At 49.5% G+C, this 20,409-nt stretch carries 17 protein-coding genes; all 17 read left to right on the plus strand.

The window, feature by feature from the left end:
• Positions 1–12: 12 nt before the first annotated feature.
• Positions 13–1,035, plus strand: a complete 1,023-nt coding sequence (gene rfbB / locus ACQ76X_RS09105; protein WP_438493128.1) for a dTDP-glucose 4,6-dehydratase — start codon at positions 13–15, stop codon at positions 1,033–1,035.
• 8 nt (positions 1,036–1,043) lie between these two features.
• Positions 1,044–1,904 carry a dTDP-4-dehydrorhamnose reductase gene (rfbD, locus tag ACQ76X_RS09110; RefSeq protein ID WP_438493180.1) on the plus strand — a complete coding sequence of 287 codons (861 nt, stop codon included), beginning with the start codon at positions 1,044–1,046 and terminating at the stop codon, positions 1,902–1,904.
• A gap of 237 nt (positions 1,905–2,141) precedes the next feature.
• Positions 2,142–3,101, plus strand: coding sequence for a glycosyltransferase family 2 protein (locus ACQ76X_RS09115; RefSeq protein WP_438493130.1), 960 nt, complete (start codon positions 2,142–2,144; stop codon positions 3,099–3,101).
• A 126-nt stretch (positions 3,102–3,227) separates the two neighbouring features.
• On the plus strand, positions 3,228–4,175 hold the full coding sequence (locus tag ACQ76X_RS09120; protein ID WP_438493182.1) for a glycosyltransferase family 2 protein: 948 nt from the start codon (positions 3,228–3,230) through the stop codon (positions 4,173–4,175).
• The gene (locus ACQ76X_RS09125; RefSeq protein WP_438493132.1) at positions 4,172–5,572 is read left to right on the plus strand and encodes an undecaprenyl-phosphate glucose phosphotransferase; all 1,401 of its coding nucleotides are present in this window, start codon (positions 4,172–4,174) and stop codon (positions 5,570–5,572) included. Before ACQ76X_RS09120 ends, ACQ76X_RS09125 begins: the two co-directional genes overlap by 4 nt.
• An 89-nt stretch (positions 5,573–5,661) precedes the next feature.
• Complete coding sequence (locus ACQ76X_RS09130) at positions 5,662–6,534, plus strand: phosphatidylinositol-specific phospholipase C/glycerophosphodiester phosphodiesterase family protein (RefSeq protein WP_438493134.1); 873 nt, start codon at positions 5,662–5,664, stop codon at positions 6,532–6,534.
• 266 nt (positions 6,535–6,800) lie between these two features.
• Positions 6,801–7,511: a heptaprenylglyceryl phosphate synthase gene (locus ACQ76X_RS09135; protein ID WP_438493184.1), complete on the plus strand. Its 711-nt coding sequence runs from the start codon at positions 6,801–6,803 to the stop codon at positions 7,509–7,511.
• 63 nt (positions 7,512–7,574) lie between these two features.
• The gene (gene pcrA, locus ACQ76X_RS09140) at positions 7,575–9,932 is read left to right on the plus strand and encodes a DNA helicase PcrA (protein ID WP_438493136.1); all 2,358 of its coding nucleotides are present in this window, start codon (positions 7,575–7,577) and stop codon (positions 9,930–9,932) included.
• A gap of 100 nt (positions 9,933–10,032) precedes the next feature.
• The gene (ligA, locus tag ACQ76X_RS09145; RefSeq protein ID WP_438493138.1) at positions 10,033–12,045 is read left to right on the plus strand and encodes an NAD-dependent DNA ligase LigA; all 2,013 of its coding nucleotides are present in this window, start codon (positions 10,033–10,035) and stop codon (positions 12,043–12,045) included.
• 357 nt (positions 12,046–12,402) lie between these two features.
• Positions 12,403–13,365 (plus strand): FAD:protein FMN transferase, encoded by a 963-nt coding sequence (locus tag ACQ76X_RS09150; RefSeq protein WP_438493139.1) that lies wholly within the window; start codon positions 12,403–12,405, stop codon positions 13,363–13,365.
• A gap of 19 nt (positions 13,366–13,384) precedes the next feature.
• The gene (locus ACQ76X_RS09155; protein WP_438493141.1) at positions 13,385–13,792 is read left to right on the plus strand and encodes an FMN-binding protein; all 408 of its coding nucleotides are present in this window, start codon (positions 13,385–13,387) and stop codon (positions 13,790–13,792) included.
• Between the two features lie 38 nt (positions 13,793–13,830).
• Entirely contained in the window at positions 13,831–14,622 is a 792-nt protein-coding gene (locus ACQ76X_RS09160) for an EFR1 family ferrodoxin (RefSeq protein WP_438493143.1), read from the plus strand.
• A gap of 175 nt (positions 14,623–14,797) precedes the next feature.
• Positions 14,798–16,519: an alkaline phosphatase gene (locus ACQ76X_RS09165; RefSeq protein ID WP_438493144.1), complete on the plus strand. Its 1,722-nt coding sequence runs from the start codon at positions 14,798–14,800 to the stop codon at positions 16,517–16,519.
• Positions 16,520–16,521: 2 nt separating this feature from the next.
• Complete coding sequence (locus ACQ76X_RS09170) at positions 16,522–17,259, plus strand: ABC transporter ATP-binding protein (RefSeq protein WP_438493145.1); 738 nt, start codon at positions 16,522–16,524, stop codon at positions 17,257–17,259.
• Positions 17,246–18,553 (plus strand): ABC transporter permease, encoded by a 1,308-nt coding sequence (locus ACQ76X_RS09175; protein ID WP_438493147.1) that lies wholly within the window; start codon positions 17,246–17,248, stop codon positions 18,551–18,553. Before ACQ76X_RS09170 ends, ACQ76X_RS09175 begins: the two co-directional genes overlap by 14 nt.
• A 13-nt stretch (positions 18,554–18,566) precedes the next feature.
• Complete coding sequence (locus tag ACQ76X_RS09180) at positions 18,567–19,550, plus strand: hypothetical protein (RefSeq protein WP_438493149.1); 984 nt, start codon at positions 18,567–18,569, stop codon at positions 19,548–19,550.
• A gap of 138 nt (positions 19,551–19,688) precedes the next feature.
• The gene (locus ACQ76X_RS09185; protein ID WP_438493151.1) at positions 19,689–20,396 is read left to right on the plus strand and encodes a response regulator transcription factor; all 708 of its coding nucleotides are present in this window, start codon (positions 19,689–19,691) and stop codon (positions 20,394–20,396) included.
• Positions 20,397–20,409: the final 13 nt, after the last annotated feature.

Consider the following 20,409-nt stretch of genomic DNA (forward strand, 5'->3'; position numbering starts at 1 on the left):
GTGGGCTAACATATGAAACTGCTCGTTACCGGCGGGGCCGGATTTATCGGCAGCAATTTTGTAATATACATGCTGCAGCAGCACCCGGATTACCAGATCGTGAACGTGGATGCGTTGACGTATGCGGGGAATTTGGAGAATTTGAAGTCGGTGGAGGGCAATCCGAATTATACGTTTGCCAAAGCGGACATTACGGATGTAGAGGCGATGGACACACTGTTCAGCCAGGGAGTCGATATCGTAGTCAACTTCGCGGCGGAATCACATGTGGACCGGAGTATTCTGGAGCCGGATGTGTTCGTGAAGACAAATGTGCTCGGCACACAGGTGCTGTTGGATGCAGCAAAGAAATATAGTGTGACCAAATTTGTTCAAGTGTCTACAGATGAGGTGTATGGAACGTTAGGAGCTACGGGACTCTTTACTGAAGAAACTCCACTCACTCCAAACAGCCCTTATTCCGCCAGCAAAGCGGGCGGAGATTTGCTTGTGCGCGCCTACCACGAAACCTTTGGATTGCCGGTTAATATCACCCGCTGTTCTAACAACTACGGGCCATACCAATTTCCGGAGAAGCTGATTCCGCTTATGATTTCCCGTGCGCTTGCTGACCAGGCGCTGCCGGTTTATGGTGATGGAATGAATATCCGCGACTGGTTGTATGTAGAAGATCACTGCAGCGCAATTGATCTGGTAATTCACGAAGGGATAAACGGCGAGGTCTATAATATTGGCGGCAATAATGAGCGCACAAATGTGCATATCGTGAATACTGTGCTGCGGGAACTGGGCAAACCGGATTCTCTGATTACTTACGTGCAGGATCGTCCCGGACATGACCGCCGCTATGGCATCGACCCAACTAAGATTACGAACGAGTTAGGTTGGAAGCCAAAGCATACATTTGAAACCGGCATTAAAAAAACCATTCAATGGTATTTGAATAATAAAGAGTGGTGGACCCGTATTCAATCCGGTGAATACCAGAAATATGCCGAACTTCAGTATGGCAGCCGTTTGGGGGATTTCCTGTAATGTCGAAGATGAAAGTATTAGTTACGGGTTCCTCCGGGCAGTTGGGGCAGGATCTTGTGCTTTTGTTGCAGCAGCAAGGACATGAGGTTCTAGGCTGTGACCGTCAGGAGATGGATATTACAGATCTCGATCAATGTACGGAGGTCATCAGCAGGTTCGGTCCGGATGCGGTCATTCATTGTGCCGCCCATACGGCAGTGGATGCTGCTGAAACTGATGTGGATGCCGCCTATTTGATTAATGCTACCGGAAGCCGCAATGTAGCATTGGCTACGGAGAAATCCGGAGCCAAGCTGGTATACCTTAGTACGGATTATGTTTTTGATGGCATGGGAACTCAGCCTTATCATGAATATGATAATACGGATCCGCAAAGTATTTATGGCAAGTCGAAGCGGGCAGGAGAAATCCTAGTGCAGTCTTTGTCCTCGAAATTTTTCATCGTCCGTACATCATGGGTATATGGCAAGTACGGCAACAACTTCGTAAAAACAATGCTGAAGCTGGGACAGGAGAAGCCGCTGCTGCAGGTGGTAGACGATCAGCAAGGATCACCTACCTACACGGTAGATTTGGCCCGTTTCCTGCTTGAGCTGATTCAAACGGAGAAGTACGGAATTTATCATGCCTCTAACAGTGAGTCCTGCACCTGGTATGAGTTTACACAGGCAATTTTCGCTGAGGCAGAAGATATTCTGGGTCTGAAATTCACAGCAAAGCTAGAGCCATGTGCTACAGAACAGTTTCCACGCCCGGCGCCACGTCCACGCAATTCGGTAATGGAGCATTTAGCCATCCGCACGAACGGGTTTGAAGATATCCGGCCTTGGCGGGCCGGACTGAGGGACTTTTTGCTGGAACTGAAATAGATAAGCGCAAGCTAAGCTCCTGAACCGTCATCGACGGTCGGGAGCTTTTTGCTGCAGTAACGACTGTTCACATTAACACATTACAAAGTGCTGACACCATGGCTAAAATTTCATTTTTTATTCCTTCTCCAAGGGATGTCATCATTCCAGGGTAACGTAGCCGCAACCTGTTGTTTTCGTTATAATAATGTTTAACAGCTTCAGAACCATAATGAATTCAAGAATCCGAGGATATTTATGAATAACAAAACAGTCAGTGTACATATTGTTACCTTTAACAGTGCGGATGATATTATTGATTGTCTGACGGCAGTACTCGCCCAGGATTATCCGGTGAAGCAGATTGTGGTGGTGGATAATGCCTCAACAGACGGATGCGTGGAAAGAGTAAAGGAGTTTTATCAAAAGATCGAAGAGGCCGGGGTTCCTTCCCTTGTTCTCATAGAAAATGCGATCAATACTGGCTTCGCCCCCGCCCATAACCAGGCCCTGGCGGCAACGGATACAGACTATGTACTCGTGCTTAACCCGGATCTGGCGCTTGAAAACAGTTATATTTCCAGGCTTATCTTGCAGATGGAGTCGAATTCGCGTATTGGCAGTGCTACTGGCAAGCTTTTGCTCAAAGCTGATCACTCGCTAGTGGACAGCACAGGGCTGCTGATGAATAGAGCCCGGCGTGCCTTTGACCGCGGTGCAGGAGATCCCTCCACAGACTGGCCGGAATCTGGTTTCGTATTTGGCGTATCTGGCGCCGCAGCGATGTATTCGCGCCGGATGATTGAAGATGTCAGCATTGAGGGGGAGTTCTTTGATGCGGATTTCTTCGCCTATAAGGAGGATGTGGACGTGGCATGGCGGGCTGGGCTGTTCGGCTGGTTGGCTTACTTTGAAGCAGAAGCCATAGGCTACCACGAACGTGGCTGGAAACCTTCCGGCCGGGACAGCAAACCGATGTTCATTAGGCGGATTTCGTATATTAACCGCTACAAGATGATTTACAAGAACGAGCCTGCCGGCACGCTGCTTCTCACTTTGCTGTATTCACTGCCGTATGAACTTGCCGCACACGGTTATACACTGCTTAAGGAACGCCAATTGCTAAAGGCCTGGTCTGCTTTTTTTAAGCAATGGAGACATCTTAAACAGAAACGGCGATATATACAAAATAAAGCATTCAGGAAACCGGACGCGTAAGGTAATTTACCGGCACAGGAAATCTGTAAAAACCTCCCTAATTAGGCTCCGCCTATCAGGGAGGTTTTTATGTTATAATAGTTGTCGGTAGATTACTATATTAGTCAGGAGCGTAGTGAAGTGAATATAGATGTCAGTATATTAATCTTAAATTACAACACATGCGGCCTGACGATGGACTGTATTAGGTCGGTATATGACTCGGTAACTAATTATTCCTATGAGATCATTTTAATAGATAATAATTCCCGTGATCATTCTGTCGAGTCGATCAGCAAGGAATTCCCGGATGTGCTGCTGATTGCCAACTCTGAGAATGTTGGTTTCGCCCGGGGTAATAATCAGGGGATGGAGGCGGCCTCCGGACGTTATGTGCTGCTGCTCAATTCCGACACGGTAGTGCGGAAGGATACGCTGGAGACGATGGTTTCCTTTATGGACAGCCGGCCGGATCTTGGCGCTTCGGGCTGCAAGGTGATTTTGCCGGATGGATCGCTGGACAAGGCCTGCAAGCGAGGATTTCCGACGCCTTCGGCATCCTTTTATTATGCTTTTGGTTTCAGTAAGCTGTTTCCCGACCGGCCCAGATTCAACGGCTACCAGTTAGGTTATTTGGATCCAGATTTGGATTACCCGGTAGACTGTCTAGTCGGGGCTTTTATGCTGGTGCGGCGGGCGGCGATCGAGCAGGTCGGCGGTCTGGATGAAGAGTTCTTTATGTATGGTGAAGATTTGGATTGGTGCTTCCGGATTAAAGAAGCCGGGTGGGGGATTTATTACTATCCGCAGACCTCCATCGTGCATCTAAAAGGCGGCAGCGCGCGGCGCAGGCCATTTAAAATTGTCTATGAGTTTCACAGAGCGATGATTTTATTTCATCGCAAGCATTATAGCAAGAGGTACAACAGTATGATTAATGGAGCGGTATATGCCGGAGTCGGGGTAAAGTTCACCCTTTCGCTTGTCCGCAATATGTTAAAGTCTTCACGCGTGGTTTCTTCACCGGCACAGAGCCTTGCGGATTCCGGAGAAGCAGGTCCACGCAATGAAACGAATGCTGAGGTGAGATTATGATTCGCCGTAATCAGAGGTTTTTAACACAACTCTATATGGTTGCCGACTTCCTGATTATCCAAATCTCCTTTCTAGGGGCCTGGTGGCTGAAGTTCAAGAGTGGTTGGCTGGAATCCTATAATACGCTTCCGGTTGAATCCTACGCCTATTGGAGCCTTATTTATGGTGTGATTTCCGTATTTATAGGAATTGTGCTTTCCCTGTATTTGCCGAAGCGTAAGAAACGTTTTGTCGATGAATTCCTCAAAATATTTCAGGTGCACATCATGGCAGTCTTTATCCTGCTTGGTCTGATGTTCTTCCTGAAGGAAATCGACGTTTCCCGTCAGTATCTGGCTATATATATGGGTTTTAATATTCTCTCCATCATGCTTTACCGTTATGTGCTGAAGACGATGCTGAAATCACTCCGTGAAAAAGGCTTTAACCGTCAATTCGTGCTGATTATTGGTGCGGGCTCGCTCGGCAAACGATTCTACAACAATTTGGTGCAGTATCCGGAGCTGGGTTATGAGACCATTGGTTTTCTTGATGATTATCAGGAATGGGACGGGATAGAGGAACGGCGCTTTAAGCCAATTCTCGGCAAGGTGGATGAACTGGCTGGAATGCTGGAGCTGCTGCCGGTAGACGAGGTGATTCTGGCGCTTCCGCTTGATGCCCACTCCAAGTATCCTGCCATTATTGCCGCCTGCGAAAAGGCGGGGGTACGGACGCTGATTATTCCGGATTTCTTCGACTACCTGCCGGCGCGTCCTTATTTTGATAATTTTGCTGGAATGCCAATGATTAATGTCCGTGATATTCCTCTGGATATGACTGGGAATAAGCTGGCCAAGCGGCTGTTTGATATTATTTTTTCGCTGTTCGCAATTATTGTAATGTCGCCTGTAATGCTCATAGTGGCCCTTGGTGTTCGCCTGACTTCTCCTGGCCCGGTCATCTTCAAGCAGGAACGTGTAGGACTTAACCGGCATAATTTCATGATGTATAAGTTCCGCTCGATGAAAATGCAGCAGGACGGCGAAGAAGATACAGGCTGGAGTACGCGGGAGGATCCGCGGCGCACCCGCTTCGGAAGTTTTATCCGCAAGACCAGTCTAGATGAGCTGCCGCAATTTTTTAATGTGCTGCTGGGGCATATGAGTGTGGTAGGGCCCCGCCCGGAACGGCCGTTCTTCGTGCAGCAGTTCCGGGGAGAGATCCCTAAGTATATGGTGAAGCATCATGTGCGTCCGGGTATTACCGGATGGGCACAGAGCAATGGTCTGCGTGGGGATACCTCGATTGAAGAACGGATTAAGCATGATATTTTCTATATTGAAAATTGGTCATTGCTGTTTGATATCCGGATTATTGTCAAAACGATTCGTAACGGATTTAAAAATGCCTATTAATTTCACATAGAAACGGTTGCTATCCTTACCCAAGGCCACAGCCGTTTTTTGTTTTTATACTCTAACTTTTGCAAAGGAAACCTACTATAATGGATAAAAAAAAGAGTACTGCATCAGTCATCATGGTTATAGCAATAGTACTTTTGCTTGTGATTACGCTGATACCGGAAGATAAAGAGCCGGCCGCCGGCATTGCTGCCCACCGGATTGTTGCCCATGCAATGGGTGGCATCAACGGCCATGCCTATACCAACGCTGTTGAAGGTTTTATCGCCAATTATGAGCAGGGAACACGCGTATTTGAAGTTGATCTGCTGTTCACGGGGGATCAGAAACTAGTGGCCCGTCATGAGTGGTCAAAGGATATGACTAAGCAGTTAGGACAGCAGGAAGTGCTTCCTGCAGACAAGCAAGGGGAAGTACTGGATTATACCGAATTTAGGGACAGTCCGATTCTGGGCCTATACTCGCCGGCTGATATTGAGAAGATCATGGATTTGATGATGGCTTATCCGGATGCCTATATCGTAACCGATACGAAGGAGGTTAAAGCTGAGCTGGTCACACAGCAATTCGAAGTGATTGTCGAGGCAGCTGAGCGCAGGGATCCATCGCTGCTGAAGCGGATTGTGCCGCAGATTTACAGTCGTGAGATGTTGGATATGATCCGTAAGGTGCATGTCTTCCCCAAAGTCATTTATACGTTATATCAATCGGAGGACAGTGATGAAGTGGTGACTCAATTCGTCAAGGAAACCGGGGCGGACATCACCATGTCTGACGACAGGGCCACCAAGAGCTTTGTGCAAAAGCTGAAAAGGGCCGGTGCCCGCGTCTATGTGCATACGATTAATGATGAGAAAGAAATCGTCCAGCTGTCCCGTTTGGGTGTGGACGGGTTCTATACCGATTTCGTTTCTGAAGATGACATGGACAGACTCAGAGGTCTGCGGCGAAACTAGCAGCCGGCAGAGGTGATGATGAGCAATCATAGTTCGATGAACGCTGCACTTAAAGCATAGTTTCTGCCAGAAAGATAAGACTGATCTTTAGCATAAAACAATGAATTCTTATATTATAAAAAGGCGAAAAAATGTTCGCATTTTTTCGCTCTTTAAATTGACACTCCCCTTAGCGCTGGCATAGACTAGAGTTACGGCTTTTTGCGGTAGCGGGAGTGTATTTGGCTTGCTAGATGAATGATGGAGATGGACGATTGATGAATATGATGCGGCAACTGATACAGCCTTGGCGGCATGTTTTTAAGCTCGATCCGGACCGTGCGCTCGGAGACCTTGAACTGGAGGCCATTTGCCTGTCCGGAACCGATGCGATTTTGGTTGGGGGCTCCACCGGTGTGACTTATGAGAATACTATTGATCTGCTGAACCGGCTGCGGCGTTATGAGCTGCCTTGCGCACTGGAGATTTCGGATCTGGAGGCAGTCGTTCCCGGCTTTGATTTGTATATGATTCCTATGGTGCTTAATACACCAGACACGGCCTGGATTATTGGCCAACACCGCAAAGCCATTCAACGTTACGGAAGCCTGATTCCATGGGAACTGCTGCTGGCTGAAGGATATATTGTCCTGAATGGAGATTCTTCCGTAGCACGGCTTACGGGTGCAGACCATTCGCTTAGTGCCGAGGGGGCTGCGGCTTATGCCCAGATTGCGGACAAGCTGATGCAGCTTCCGGTAGTGTATCTTGAATACAGCGGCATGTTCGGTGATATGAAGACGGTTCGTTTGGTAAGAGAGATGGTGGAGAACAGCCAGCTGTTTTACGGGGGCGGTATTACCGGCGAGGCTGAGGCTGAGCAGGCAGCTGCCCTCTGCGACACCGTAGTGGTCGGGAATATTATTTACCAGGATATACAGCAAGCACTGCTCACCGTGCAGGTGGTAAAGAAGACCCCGCAGATGCATTGGGAGTAGCAAGTTTGAGATAGCACTGTTCATGACATTTTAAGCTTAAACTGAGAAAGGAGCATGTCACACATGCAACTTGTTAACATACAGGAAGCCGTAAGCCGGCTCAATCCTCCACAGCGCCAGGCTGTAGAAGCTACTGAAGGTCCCTTACTGATTATGGCCGGCGCGGGCAGCGGCAAGACCCGGGTGCTTACCCACCGCATTGCCTGGTTGATTGCGAACCGCAAGGCTCCGCCGTGGGCAATTCTGGCGATTACCTTTACGAATAAGGCGGCCCGGGAGATGCAGGACCGTGTCTCCAAGCTGGTTGGACCAGAAGGACGGGATATATGGGTATCCACGTTTCACTCGATGTGTGTACGGATTCTGCGCAAGGATATAGAACGGATTGGCTTCACCTCCAATTTCTCAATTCTCGATTCTACAGACCAGTTGTCCGTCATCCGCAACTGTATGAAAGACCTGAATATCGATACGAAGAAATTTGAGCCAAAGGCTGTCCAGGCCGTCATCAGCACAAACAAAAATGAGCTGATTACTCCGGCGCAATACGAGCAGAAGATTGGCGATTATTTTGAAGGTCTTGTTGCTAAAGTGTACACCAAGTACCAGCATCGGCTGAGAAGCAACAACTCGCTGGATTTTGATGATTTAATTATGAAGACGATCCAATTGTTCAAGGAAGTGCCTGAGGTACTTGATTTCTACCAGAAGAAATTTAAATACATTCATGTGGATGAGTATCAGGATACGAACCGTGCGCAGTACATGCTTTGCCGCATGCTGGCGGAAAGCCATCACCGGATTTGCGTAGTTGGTGACAGCGATCAGTCGATTTACCGTTGGCGCGGAGCAGATATTACGAATATCCTTAATTTCGAAGAAGACTATCCGGAAGCGAAGACGATTCTGCTGGAGCAGAATTACCGTTCGACCTCCAATATTCTGAACGCAGCCAATGGCGTAATTGCGCTGAACTCCGGACGTAAACCGAAGAAGCTGTGGACGGATTCAGAGGAAGGTCCGAAGATCAAAGTGTTCCGCGGTGACTCCGAGCATGATGAAGGTTATTTTGTCACCGGAGAGATCAGTAAGAATGCCAAGCAGGGCCAGGCTTACCAGAATCATGCCATCCTGTACCGCACGAATGCGCAGTCTCGTGTAATAGAAGAAATTTTGATCAAATCGGACATTCCTTATCAGATCGTCGGCGGGATCAAGTTCTATGACCGTAAAGAAATCAAGGATCTGCTGGCGTACCTTCGCCTGCTCTCCAATCCGGATGATGACATCAGTCTGACACGTATTATCAATGTGCCAAAGCGTGGACTTGGTGATACTACTGTAGGCAAGCTGGCTGTAGCAGCAGCAGAACGTGGGGTATCCATCTTCCGTGTGCTGCAGACGGTGGACGATCTGGGCTTTGCCGGACGGACGCGTAATACGCTGGTGGAGTTCTATGATATGATCGAAGCGCTGCACCGGATGGTCGAATTCCTTTCGGTAACGGAGCTGACGGAGAAGATTCTGGAGCTCTCGCAATACCGGCTGGAGCTGCAGAATGAGAATACGCTAGAATCCCGCTCACGGCTGGAGAACATCGATGAGTTCCTGTCCGTGACGATGGAATTCGAGAAGAATAACGAAGACAAGTCACTGGTCTCCTTCCTCACGGATCTGGCGCTGATTGCTGACATCGACAGTGTGAATGACGATGAGGAGGAACGCGACGATGCTGTAGTGCTGATGACCATGCATAGCGCGAAGGGGCTGGAATTCCCGACCGTGTTTATTATCGGGATGGAAGAGGGCGTATTCCCGCACAGCCGCGCCTTCCAGGACAACGACGAACTGGAAGAAGAACGGCGGCTGGCGTATGTAGGCATTACGCGTGCAGAGAAACAGCTGTTCCTAAGCTGTGCCCGCAGCCGCACGCTGTTCGGACGGACGACGGCCAACCCGCCGTCCCGCTTCCTGGAGGAGATTCCGGAGGAGCTTAAGGAAGATACCGGCTCTGCTTCGGACCGCTTCCGGCGCGGTGGCGCGGAGGTTGGCGGTGCCTATGGCGGCCGTGGCTTCACCGGCGGCGCCCGGGGGAACTTCGGCAGCCGTGGAGGCGTTGCCGGGAGTGCGCCGGCAGGCGGCGGGACCGCCGGCTTTGGCGGCAGCACAGCGTCAGCGGCCGGAGCAGGCCGCGTGACCGTAACCTCCGGAAGCGGCGCACAGCGCGCATCAGGAGCGGGGGCCGCGGCGCCAGGCGATTATAAAGCCGGCGACAAGGTAGCCCACGGCAAATGGGGCACCGGCACCATTGTGTCCGTGAAAGGCAGCGGCAACGACACGGAGCTGCAAATTGCTTTTCCGGCACCGGTCGGTGTGAAACGGCTGCTTGCGGGTTTTGCCCCGATTACCAAAGTCGAATAATCCGGCGACGGTTAACGAATGCATTTTTAGAATATAAAGATAAAGTAGAAGTATCATTCACATGCTTTACATTATCCTTATGACGGAGGGATACGCCCGGATGGACGTTATGCATACGATGGAAGAGCTTGTGGCTGAGCTGAATCAATACAATTACCATTATTACACGCTGGATGCACCGCAGGTCAGCGACAAGGAATATGATGTGCTTTACGATAAGCTGGTGGCCCTGGAAGCGGAGAGCGGCATTGTGCTGCCGGATTCTCCTACCCAGCGTGTGGGAGGGGAACTGCTGAAAGGCTTTACCCCGCATCGTCACCTTGCTCCGCTATGGAGTTTGGACAAAGCGCAGAATATTGAGCAGCTGCGGAGCTGGAATACCCGTGTGCTGCGCCTCGTGAACGACTACAACACGAAGAATCCGGAAACACCTCTGCCCGAGCCTTGTTATGCCGTCGAACTGAAATTCGACGGCCTGACCCTGAACCTGACCTACCGTGACGGTGTGCTAGTGCAGGCGGCAACAAGAGGAAATGGAGTGACGGGTGAAGGCATACTGGCTCAGGTGAAGACGATCAAGTCTGTTCCATTGACGATTCCGTTCAAGGAAGGTCTTATCGAAGTGCAGGGTGAGGGGATTATGAACCTTTCGGTGCTGGCCGACTACAATACAAGGGCTGCCGAACCGCTAAAGAATGCACGCAATGGCGCCGCCGGAGCACTGCGCAACCTTAATCCTAAGACTACGGCGAACCGCAGGCTAAATGCTTTCTTTTATAACGTGGGTTATGCTGAAGGGGTGCAGTTTGCCGATCATCAGGAGATGATGAATTTCCTGCGGACCAACCAGTTTAAGGTGAATCCGTACCTCACCTACTTCGCTAACTTTGACGAGGTTACAGAGCAGCTGGCGGAGATTGAAGAGAGCCGTTCCGGTCTGGACTATCTGATTGACGGTGCGGTAATCAAGGTTACTGATTTCCGTATCCGCGAAGCGCTGGGTTATACTGATAAATTCCCGCGCTGGGCGGTTGCCTACAAGTTCGAAGCTGAAGAAACGACGACGATATTGGAGTCAGTCAGCTGGAATGTAGGCCGCACAGGCAAAGTCACACCTCTGGCCCGTGTGGAGGCGGTAGAACTGGCTGGAGTTACTGTCCAGAACTGCACGCTGAACAACGTCGGAGATATCGAACGCAAGAATCTTAAGCATGCGCTGGGCACGCGGGTGTTTATCCGCCGCTCCAATGATGTCATTCCAGAGATACTTGGCAAGGTGACGGAAGAAAGCGACGGCGGGGAAATTGTATTCCCCGAGAATTGTCCGTCATGTGGTTTCCCTCTCGAAATGCGCGGGGCGCATCTTTTCTGCAACAACAAGCTGGATTGCAAGCCGCAGATTATCGGACGGATCACCCATTTCGCTTCCCGTGATGCGATGGACATTGAGACCTTCAGCGACAAGACGGCCGGGCAGCTGCACGAAGAGCTGAATGTGCGGGAGCCTGCCGATTTATATGAACTGAATTTTGAACAGCTGGTCAAGCTAGATCGCTTCGGTGAGAAGAAAGCGGACAATTTGCTGAAGGCGCTGGAAGAGAGCAAAGGGCGTGATCTAGCCTCGTTCCTCTTTGCCCTAGGCATTCCGAATACCGGCAAAGCAACCACACGGATGCTGGCCGATCATTACCGCAGTCTGGAGGCTCTAATGTCTGCTACAGCAGAGGAATTATCTGGATTGCCGGATATCGGCGGGATTGTGGCAGAGAGCATCGTGGGCTTTTTCGCTGATCCTTTTGTGGTAACGGGTATTAACCGTATGCTTGCACTGGGTGTAGAAGCGAAGGCACCTGAGGCTCCACGGCCGGTCAGTACGGATTCCTTCTTCAGCGGCAAGACCGTAGTGTTAACCGGCTCGCTGCAGAAGCTTACCCGTGAGGAAGCTGCGGAACGTCTCGAGGCGCTTGGCGCCAAAGTATCGGGCAGTGTCTCCAAGAAAACCGATCTGGTCATTGCCGGCGAAAAAGCGGGCAGCAAGCTGGCCAAAGCACAGCAATTGGGTATTCAGGTCATTGAGGATGAGGAAGAATTGATCCGGCTGCTGGAGATTTAAGATTGTTTTACGACATAGTACTGAATATCAATGTACAGCAAGATACAAAGTCCTGTGATCATTTCGCTTCCTGCGAAAGGTCACAGGGCTTTTTGAAATTTAAGGATATACAATTCTACGTTTACATCTGCAACAGCAGGATCATTCCTGTCGAGGAGAAGCTTTTCTTTCGAGTTGTGGTGGAAAGAGAATGTAGTGTTGAATGGAAAATTAATCCTGGCGGTGAATTGTTTTTATGCTAAAATGAATGAATAATAATATATTCATTCACATAAACCTTGTTGTAGCTGCAGATTTATCAATTGCCTTGGTCAAGCATACGCCTCATTGTAACGGTCCATGAAAGGAGGACTAAAGATGAATAAAGCCATGACGGCCCAGTCTGTTCACTATGGGATGGGTACAGAGATGATCCACAAAGTTTTCGGCGATCATGCAGAAGAAGCACTCAGAGCTGTCGAGTATGAAGCTGCAAGGCTTGAAAACCTACTAAGCCGCTTTATACCCGATAGCGAGATAAGCAGGGTCAACAGGTCAGCGGGTATGAAGTGTGAGAAGTTGAGTCCGGATACCTATGAGGTGCTGTCGCTTGCTGCTGAATTCTCAAATTATAGTGATGGATGTTTTGATGTCACTATCGGCCCCTTAGTAGATCTATGGGATTATAAGAATTCATCCGAAATTCCCGATGAGGTAAGAATCACTGAGGTTCTTCGTAGGGTGAATGCTGCAGATTTGATGTTAGAGCCTCACGAAAAGACCGCTAGACTTCAAAAAGTGGGGCAGTCCATTGATTTAGGGGGGATAGGCAAAGGATATGCCAGCGATAAGTTTGTAGAACTATTTAAGGAATTTGGTGTCTCATCGGCTTTCACAAACATTGGCGGAAATGTGGCAGCTGTAGGTGTAAAGCCAGATGGTTCCCCATGGCGTGTAGGCATCCGTCATCCCAGGCAGGATCAACGTTTGATTGGCGCTGTGGCTGTTTCAGACAAAGCTGTGGTTACCTCCGGGGATTATCAACGATTCTTCATGGATCGTGAGGGGAAAAGGCGGCATCATATCCTGAATCCGCATACCGGATATCAGGCGGAATCAGGTTTGATCAGCGTGACCATTGTTGCTGATAGCGCTACGCTTGCGGATACGTTGTCTACTCTGGTATTTGTAGCCGGGATGAACAAGGGGATTCAACTTCTTACAAGCTTCCCTGGAACCGAAGCGGTTCTCGTGGATACGGACTTGCAGGTTCACGTTACCCGAGGTCTCAACAACTGCTTTCAGCCGGAGATGGGGATAAGAGCTATTATCTTAGGATAAAAGACGGGAGTAGATTGCAATGAAACGAAAGGGGAGAAACAAAATGCTTATCGCAGTTATCGTACTGGTGGTACTCGTTGCGGGAGGTGCTGGGGGAGCGTTACTCTTTACTGCGGGGGAACGGCGTGAAGCTAAAAACCTCCCGATCAGAGCACTGGATTTTAAGCAGATTAAGAATGGAAAATATGTTGGGGAATATGAGGGAGGTATGTACAAGTGGAGGGCCAATAAAGTTCAAGTGACCGTGACCTCCAGCAAAGTTACAGAGATCAAGGTATTAGAGCAAGCAGAGAAAAAACCGGCCGAGTTCACAGATGAATTGTTCGGCAGGGTAATCCGGGAGCAGTCGCTGCAGGTGGATACCATAAGTGGCGCAACGCTCACCTCCAAAGCTTTTCTCAAAGCGATAGAAAATGCGCTGGATTAAGCAATGGAATCATTACAAGGAATCGAGAGGAGCATCCGATGATATTTTACTTTTCGGGAACCGGGAACTCGTTATATGCTGCTAAAAATATTGCTTTTCATACGGGTGAAGAGTTAGTTTCCATATCCGCCGCAGAGAACACAGGCAATGAATGCAATGAATATAATCTGAAGGATCATGAAATTATTGGATTTGTCCATCCTACTTATTCGTGGGGACCGCCTGGAATCGTCCTTGAATTTATTAGAAAGCTTAAGCTGAACAATTTCCAGGGGAACTACGTCTTTTCCGTCGCAACCTGTGGAGGAAGCATCGGCAATTCAATGAAAGTGATGAAGGATTGTCTGAGCAGAAAAAAGATAAAATTAAACAGCGGATTTTCTATCAAAATGCCAAATAATTTTATCATCATGGGCGATGTGGATTCCAAAGAAGTGGAGCAACACAAGCTATCTGCGGCAGAGGAGACACTAAAACAAATCAACCATGACATTGAGCAAAGAACAACAGGAGAATTCAGGATAGATAAAGGCATGTTTCCGTGGCTGTTAACCGGTATTATTAACCCAATGTTTACTAAAAAGGGCATTGATCCGACCAAATTTCAGGCAGATGATAGTTGTATCGGCTGTGGTACCTGTGAGCAGGTCTGTAACTGCAATAACATTCAAGTTTCTGAAAAACCACAGTGGGGGCAAAATTGTACACTATGTTTGGCGTGTATTCATTATTGCCCCGTCAAAGCCATTCAATATGGCCAAAAGACCGAAAACAAAGGAAGATATACAAATCCCCATATAACCATTGCAGAATTTATAAATGAAAGATGATTGTACAGAAAACGTTGCTAGCCCTCATCTTGGTGACAAGGTGTGGGTTCTTTTGTGTCCCGATGATATATGAACAGTTGATAATTTAATACAACCCCTGACTACATTTGACAATTGGTTAACCTTTCGAAGGTAAGATTGGTTAAAGATCTTTATAACAAGGAAGGGGTTTATAATGAAAAAGCTGATGAAGAGTGTGGTAATTGGAGGATTGGCAGCAGCAGTAGTCTCAGGAGCTACATTGGCCGGAGCGGCACAAAGTGCTAAAACTTCTGGGGGAGCTGCAAAAGCCCAGTCCAAAAATCTTATCGTACTAATTGGTGACGGCATGGGTCCGGCCCAAATTTCTGCCGCAAGATATTTTCAGCAATACACCAAGGGAGTCAGCCATCTTAATCTTGATCCGTACTACGTGGGACAAGCGACTACATATGCAGACCGTGGAGAGGACGGCGGGAAAATCGTTTCTGGGATCGTTACAGATTCCGCCTCAGCCGGTACTGCATTTGCTACAGGCCACAAAACATACAACGCAGGCATCAGCGTTTCCAATGAAGATGTATCCAAACCGTTTGCCTCCATTATTGAGGCTGCGGAAACGAGCGGCAAAGCAACAGGACTTGTTACCACAGCCCGTATTACTCACGCGACGCCAGCTGTCTACGCCTCCCATGTCCGCAGCCGTGATAATGAATCGGCGATTGCCTCGCAATACCTGGAGAGCGGCGTAGATGTTCTGATGGGCGGGGGCAAGCAGTTTTTTGTAACCAAAGATGAAAAGGGCAAACGGACGGATAAGAACATCCTCCCTGATTTTAAAGCCAAGGGATACACTGTAGTTGAAAATAAAACAGCCTTAAATGCGCTTACCTCCAAAAACAGTAAGGTGCTGGGCCTGTTCGGCAGTTCCCATGTGGCTTATGTTCCGGACCGTACAGCGGAAATTCCAAGCCTGGCGACAATGACCTCCAAAGCGCTGAATATTTTATCAGCGGATAAAGAAGGCTTTGTCATGATGATTGAAGGCGGACGGATTGACCATGCCGGTCATGCCAACGATCTGCCGACTCTTGTTCAGGAGGCACTCGACTTCGATGCCGCGGTGAAGATGGCGATTGATTTCGCGAAGAAAAACGGCAACACCTCCGTTGTGGTCACAGCCGACCATGAAACGGGCGGACTGTCCCTCTCCCGCGACAACATTTACGAAATCAATATCGACCTGTGGGATAAGCAAAAACATTCCTCGGAAAGCCTGGCTGCCGCTCTGGAAGCAGCACAGACACCGGAAGAAATCCGCAGCATCGTAACAGCCAATACATGGATTACAGATCTTACAGACGAAGAAGTTGCACAAATTATGGAAGGTGACGGGTCTTCGTATAAACGTGAAGGAGCCTACAATGCAGTAGTTTCCAAACGTCTGCTCGTGGGCTGGTCAGGCCATGGCCATTCCGCAGTAGATGTGGGTGTCTGGGCTTATGGTCCGATTGCGGAGCAGGTAAAAGGACAGGTGGACAACACCGAGATCGCGAAGGCGGGTGCCAGCATACTGGGCCTTGATTTGAACAAACGTTCCGCAGAGCTGCAATCCCAATACGTTTATCCGAAGTTCAAAATCAGCCGCGACAACAAAGTACTTTATCCTGCTGAAGCTTTGATCAAGGCGCTGGGAGGCACTTACAAAGGGGATGCTGCCGCTGCGAAGCTGACATTGCAGAAAAACGTGATTGATGTGAATCTGACCGACAAAACCGCTAAGCTGAATGGCAAGGCTGCTTCTTATATCGTTGATATCGATAACGGTGTATTGTACCTGCCGCTTAGTGCATTCAGCCAGCTGAAGGGCACAACCTTGACTTGGGATGCTTTGTCCGAACGTATTAAATTGAGATAGGAGTGGCTCTGTTGCTCCAAATTCACGATTTGAAAAAGCAATTTCGTGTAGACGGAAGAAATGTGCCGATACTAGATATTCCTGAATGGAGTGTTGAAAAAGGAGAGAATGTAGCGATTACCGGACCCAGCGGGTCCGGTAAAAGCACTCTTCTGCATCTGATCAGCGGAATTCTGCTGGCCGACAGCGGTGGGATTGTCGTGGACGGCAAGCCGCTACGCGAGCTCACAGAGGCGAAGCGTGATGCTTTCCGGGCTTCCAATATCGGGTATGTGCTGCAGGATTTTCATCTGATCCCCTCATTGACGGCAAGGCAGAATGTGGAGATCGCTATGGCCGCAAAGCTTCCGCTTAAGGAGAAAAGAAGGGTAGTCGACGATTGGCTGGATCAGGTAGGTCTGGCAGACCGGGGCCGGCATCTTCCATCCCAGCTTTCCCGCGGGCAGCAGCAGAGGGTAGCGATTGTGCGGGCGCTGGTGAATGAGCCGCCGCTTGTGCTGGCGGATGAACCCACCGGCAGTCTGGACTGGGAAACGGCAGATGAAATTGCCTCTCTTTTACTGGATCTCAGCGTCGCTCATGGACATACCTTAATTGTGGTAACGCATGATCTCAATATGGCGAACCGTTTTCCCCGCTGTCTGAACATTCAAGAGATTAACCGGATACGCCGGGAATCAGCGCCCAAACTCCAGAGCAGCCGGGAGAAACGGAAGAGGGAATTGTATGAGTCTCTTTAGATTAACACTGCGTAATTTGCTGCATCGGCGGTTTCTGTCGCTGTTGACGGTATGTGCGGTCGCAGTTACGGTTGCTTTTATCGTCCTGCTATCCTTGTCCCGGCAAAGCGTTGAGCAAGGCGCCAAAAAAGGGTATGGCCCCTTCGATCTCGTAATTGGTGCAGCCGGCAGTGAAACCCAGCTTGTGCTGAATACCTTTTATCATATCGGTGCTCCGACAGGCAATATCCCGCTTGCTGTTCTGGATCAAGTGGAGCAGGATCAGGACGTGGATAAGGCCTTTGCGATGACAACGGGAGATAATTATAAAGGCTTTCCGATCGTCGGCATTGATTCCGGATATTTTGTTACCCGTTACGGCGACCGTAACCTTCAGGACGGGAATTTATATGCGCACACTGGTGAGACCATTATTGGATCGTATGTGGCGGAATCTCTGGGTCTGCACATTGGAGATACATTTACGGGCGCACATGGACTTGTTCAGGGAGACAGCCATGAAACTGCGGAGGCGGAACACACGGAGGAGCATGGGGGAAATCATGAGGAAGATCATGAGGAAGACCATGCTGCCGAGGCGGCTGGAGATTCGCCGGACGAAGAACATAGCGAAGAACATGGTGAAGAACACGCACATGAAAGCTTCCAGTATACCGTTGTGGGTATTCTTCCGGCCCTTCATACCCCTGATGACCGCGCAGTATTTACGACCGTAGATTATGCCTGGGCCGTACATGGTCTGCCTCCTGAGGAGCGGGAGATTACAGCTGTGCTGGTTAAACCGGCCAGTCTGCTGGGGGCCCATGATTTAAAAGAGGTACTGGATGGCAGTAATGGAGTTCAGGCTGCCTATACAAGCCAGGCGGTTTCCGACGTGCTGAACGCTGTTGATCAGGGAGCACAGCTGCTGAGTGGGCTCACGGCATTATGCGTAATTCTGGCAGCGATAGCGATCCTGCTGTCTTTGATTGCCGCAGTCGGGGAACGTACCAAGGATGTGGGGTTATTGCGTCTTCTCGGCAAATCCAGAGCCTATGTATGGTTGACCTTAACGAGCGAAGGTCTGCTGGTGACAGCTACCGGACTTATCGCCGGACTGCTGCTGGGTCATCTTGGCGCTTACCTGCTGAAGGATGCACTGTTCGCCCAAGCTGGCATTCAAATTGAACCTTATCAGTGGACATCTGATCATTGGCTTATTGCTGCAGGGGCGCTTTCCATTGGTCTGCTGTCTTCGCTGGGGCCTGCATTCCGGATGTACCGGATGCATCCTCTTGCTTTGTTCAAATCCTAGGAGGTACATTCACTTGATAACATTAAAGGGTAGGTTGATCCTGATGACGGCTGCTGTTACAAGCATGCTGCTGCTTCAAGCATGCGGCCAGAACAGTGCAGCTGATGGCGGTGGAGAGTCCTTTGCTGCTGCGGTGGAGGCGGACAGTTCGGTAACAGAGGATGTGGCGCAATCACCCGAAGCTACACAAGTACCCATAGTTCCAAAAGAATCACCGGCAGCTTCGCCAACCGTGGAGCGCTCTCCAGAAGCCGCCACGGCCACATCGGGACCTTCACCGGAACCCGAACTGGCTGCGGCGCCATCCATCGCACCTGCATCGGATACAGGTAAAGGGGGAGACGCCAAATATACAGCGGCTAAATCTCACGCACCAAGTACATCCAAACCTTCTGCTCCAGCAGCAGCAGGCATTCAAGATACATCGAAGAAAACTGCAGGCTCCAGCAAGAGTAATAGCAAGAGCCCGGCATCTCCAGCACCTGAAACGAAGTCAAAGGCTAAAACAGGTGAAGCAGACAAGAACGGTGGAAAGAGCAGCGCAGTATCTCCGTCTCCACAAGCCAGCTCTCTCCCTGAGGTCAGCCCTGTCCCAACCGCAACCGCAGTGGCCCAATTGAAGACTTCCTCCACAGGCCTCACTGCCATTGATTGGAACGGCTTCTTCGACGGCAGCGACCAGACCCGCCCCTCGGAGCAGTTTTGGGATCTCAGCGGCAGCGAGGTTACGATTAAGGGCTTTATGGGCGAAGTCCTTTCCTTTGAGAAGAACTGGTTCCTGCTGATTCCAGAGCCCGGGGCGGAGTGTCCCTTTGATAATGGGGATGAGACCTATTGGAACAAGATTATGATTGTCTTTGTGCCTGAAGGCAGCAAACTCCGGCATACCTCCGGCCCACTGCAAATTACCGGACGTCTGGATGTGGGCATCAAGATTGACGAGTCGGGCTACAAAACGATGTTCCGGCTTTATGATGCCTCCTTCAAGAGCATTTAAAGAACCTAATCAAATGAAATAACACCAGCCTTTGTATACCTTATGGGGATACGGGGCTTTTTTTAGGTTTATAGATTGGATAATTTCTAATATATTAGAAGGTAGATTACCACTTATGGAATGGAAAGGATCCTACCTGTGAAACAAGAAACAATACTGCTAGTGGACGATGAGCGGGAGATCGTTAACCTGATGGATATTTATTTCTGCAACGAGGGTTACCGGCTGCTCAAAGCCTTTGACGGACAGGAAGCGCTGGAATATTTAAAAGAGGAGAAGGTGGACCTCATTATTATGGATGTGATGATGCCCAAGATGGACGGGATAGAAGCCTGCATGAAAATCCGTGAAGAGCAAAATATGCCGATCATCATGCTGTCTGCCAAAAATTCGGATATGGATAAAATTCTTGGACTCAGTATAGGCGCCGACGATTATGTCGTAAAGCCGTTTAATCCGCTGGAGCTTGTGGCCCGGGCCAAATCACAGCTGCGCCGCTATCATAAATTCAATAAGGATACCCAACCAAGGATAAATGACAATGAGCTGATCTTCGAGGATCTGGTTATCGACATATTGAAACACGAGGTCTGCGTGGATGGACGTAAGGTAAGGCTGACACCCCGTGAATTTTCCATTTTGGAGCTGCTGGCGAGACATCAGGGTCAGGTGCTCAGCATGGAGCAGATTTACAGGAATATCTGGAATGAGCCTTTTCTGGACGGAGGCAGCACGGTCATGGTACATATCCGCAATATCCGCGAGAAAATTGAGCTGGATCCGAAGCAGCCCCGTTATGTGCAGACTGTATGGGGGATCGGGTATAAATTGGACGGGCCATCCTGAGAACTTGAGGTGA

Source organism: Paenibacillus sp. IHBB 3054 (assembly GCF_051594305.1).
Lineage (GTDB): Bacteria > Bacillota > Bacilli > Paenibacillales > Paenibacillaceae > Paenibacillus_AQ.

Bases quoted from the DNA above. Each gene is read 5' to 3' on its own strand.
- rfbB (WP_438493128.1), top strand. From the start codon at position 13: ATGAAACTGCTCGTTACCGGCGGGGCCGGATTTATCGGCAGCAATTTT.
- ACQ76X_RS09175 (WP_438493147.1), top strand. From the start codon at position 17,246: ATGAGTCTCTTTAGATTAACACTGCGTAATTTGCTGCATCGGCGGTTT.
- ACQ76X_RS09150 (WP_438493139.1), top strand. From the start codon at position 12,403: ATGAATAAAGCCATGACGGCCCAGTCTGTTCACTATGGGATGGGTACA.
- ACQ76X_RS09165 (WP_438493144.1), top strand. From the start codon at position 14,798: ATGAAAAAGCTGATGAAGAGTGTGGTAATTGGAGGATTGGCAGCAGCA.
- ACQ76X_RS09155 (WP_438493141.1), top strand. From the start codon at position 13,385: ATGAAACGAAAGGGGAGAAACAAAATGCTTATCGCAGTTATCGTACTG.
- ACQ76X_RS09115 (WP_438493130.1), top strand. From the start codon at position 2,142: ATGAATAACAAAACAGTCAGTGTACATATTGTTACCTTTAACAGTGCG.
- rfbD (WP_438493180.1), top strand. From the start codon at position 1,044: ATGAAAGTATTAGTTACGGGTTCCTCCGGGCAGTTGGGGCAGGATCTT.
- ACQ76X_RS09125 (WP_438493132.1), top strand. From the start codon at position 4,172: ATGATTCGCCGTAATCAGAGGTTTTTAACACAACTCTATATGGTTGCC.
- ligA (WP_438493138.1), top strand. From the start codon at position 10,033: ATGGACGTTATGCATACGATGGAAGAGCTTGTGGCTGAGCTGAATCAA.
- pcrA (WP_438493136.1), top strand. From the start codon at position 7,575: ATGCAACTTGTTAACATACAGGAAGCCGTAAGCCGGCTCAATCCTCCA.
- ACQ76X_RS09130 (WP_438493134.1), top strand. From the start codon at position 5,662: ATGGATAAAAAAAAGAGTACTGCATCAGTCATCATGGTTATAGCAATA.
- ACQ76X_RS09135 (WP_438493184.1), top strand. From the start codon at position 6,801: ATGCGGCAACTGATACAGCCTTGGCGGCATGTTTTTAAGCTCGATCCG.
- ACQ76X_RS09160 (WP_438493143.1), top strand. From the start codon at position 13,831: ATGATATTTTACTTTTCGGGAACCGGGAACTCGTTATATGCTGCTAAA.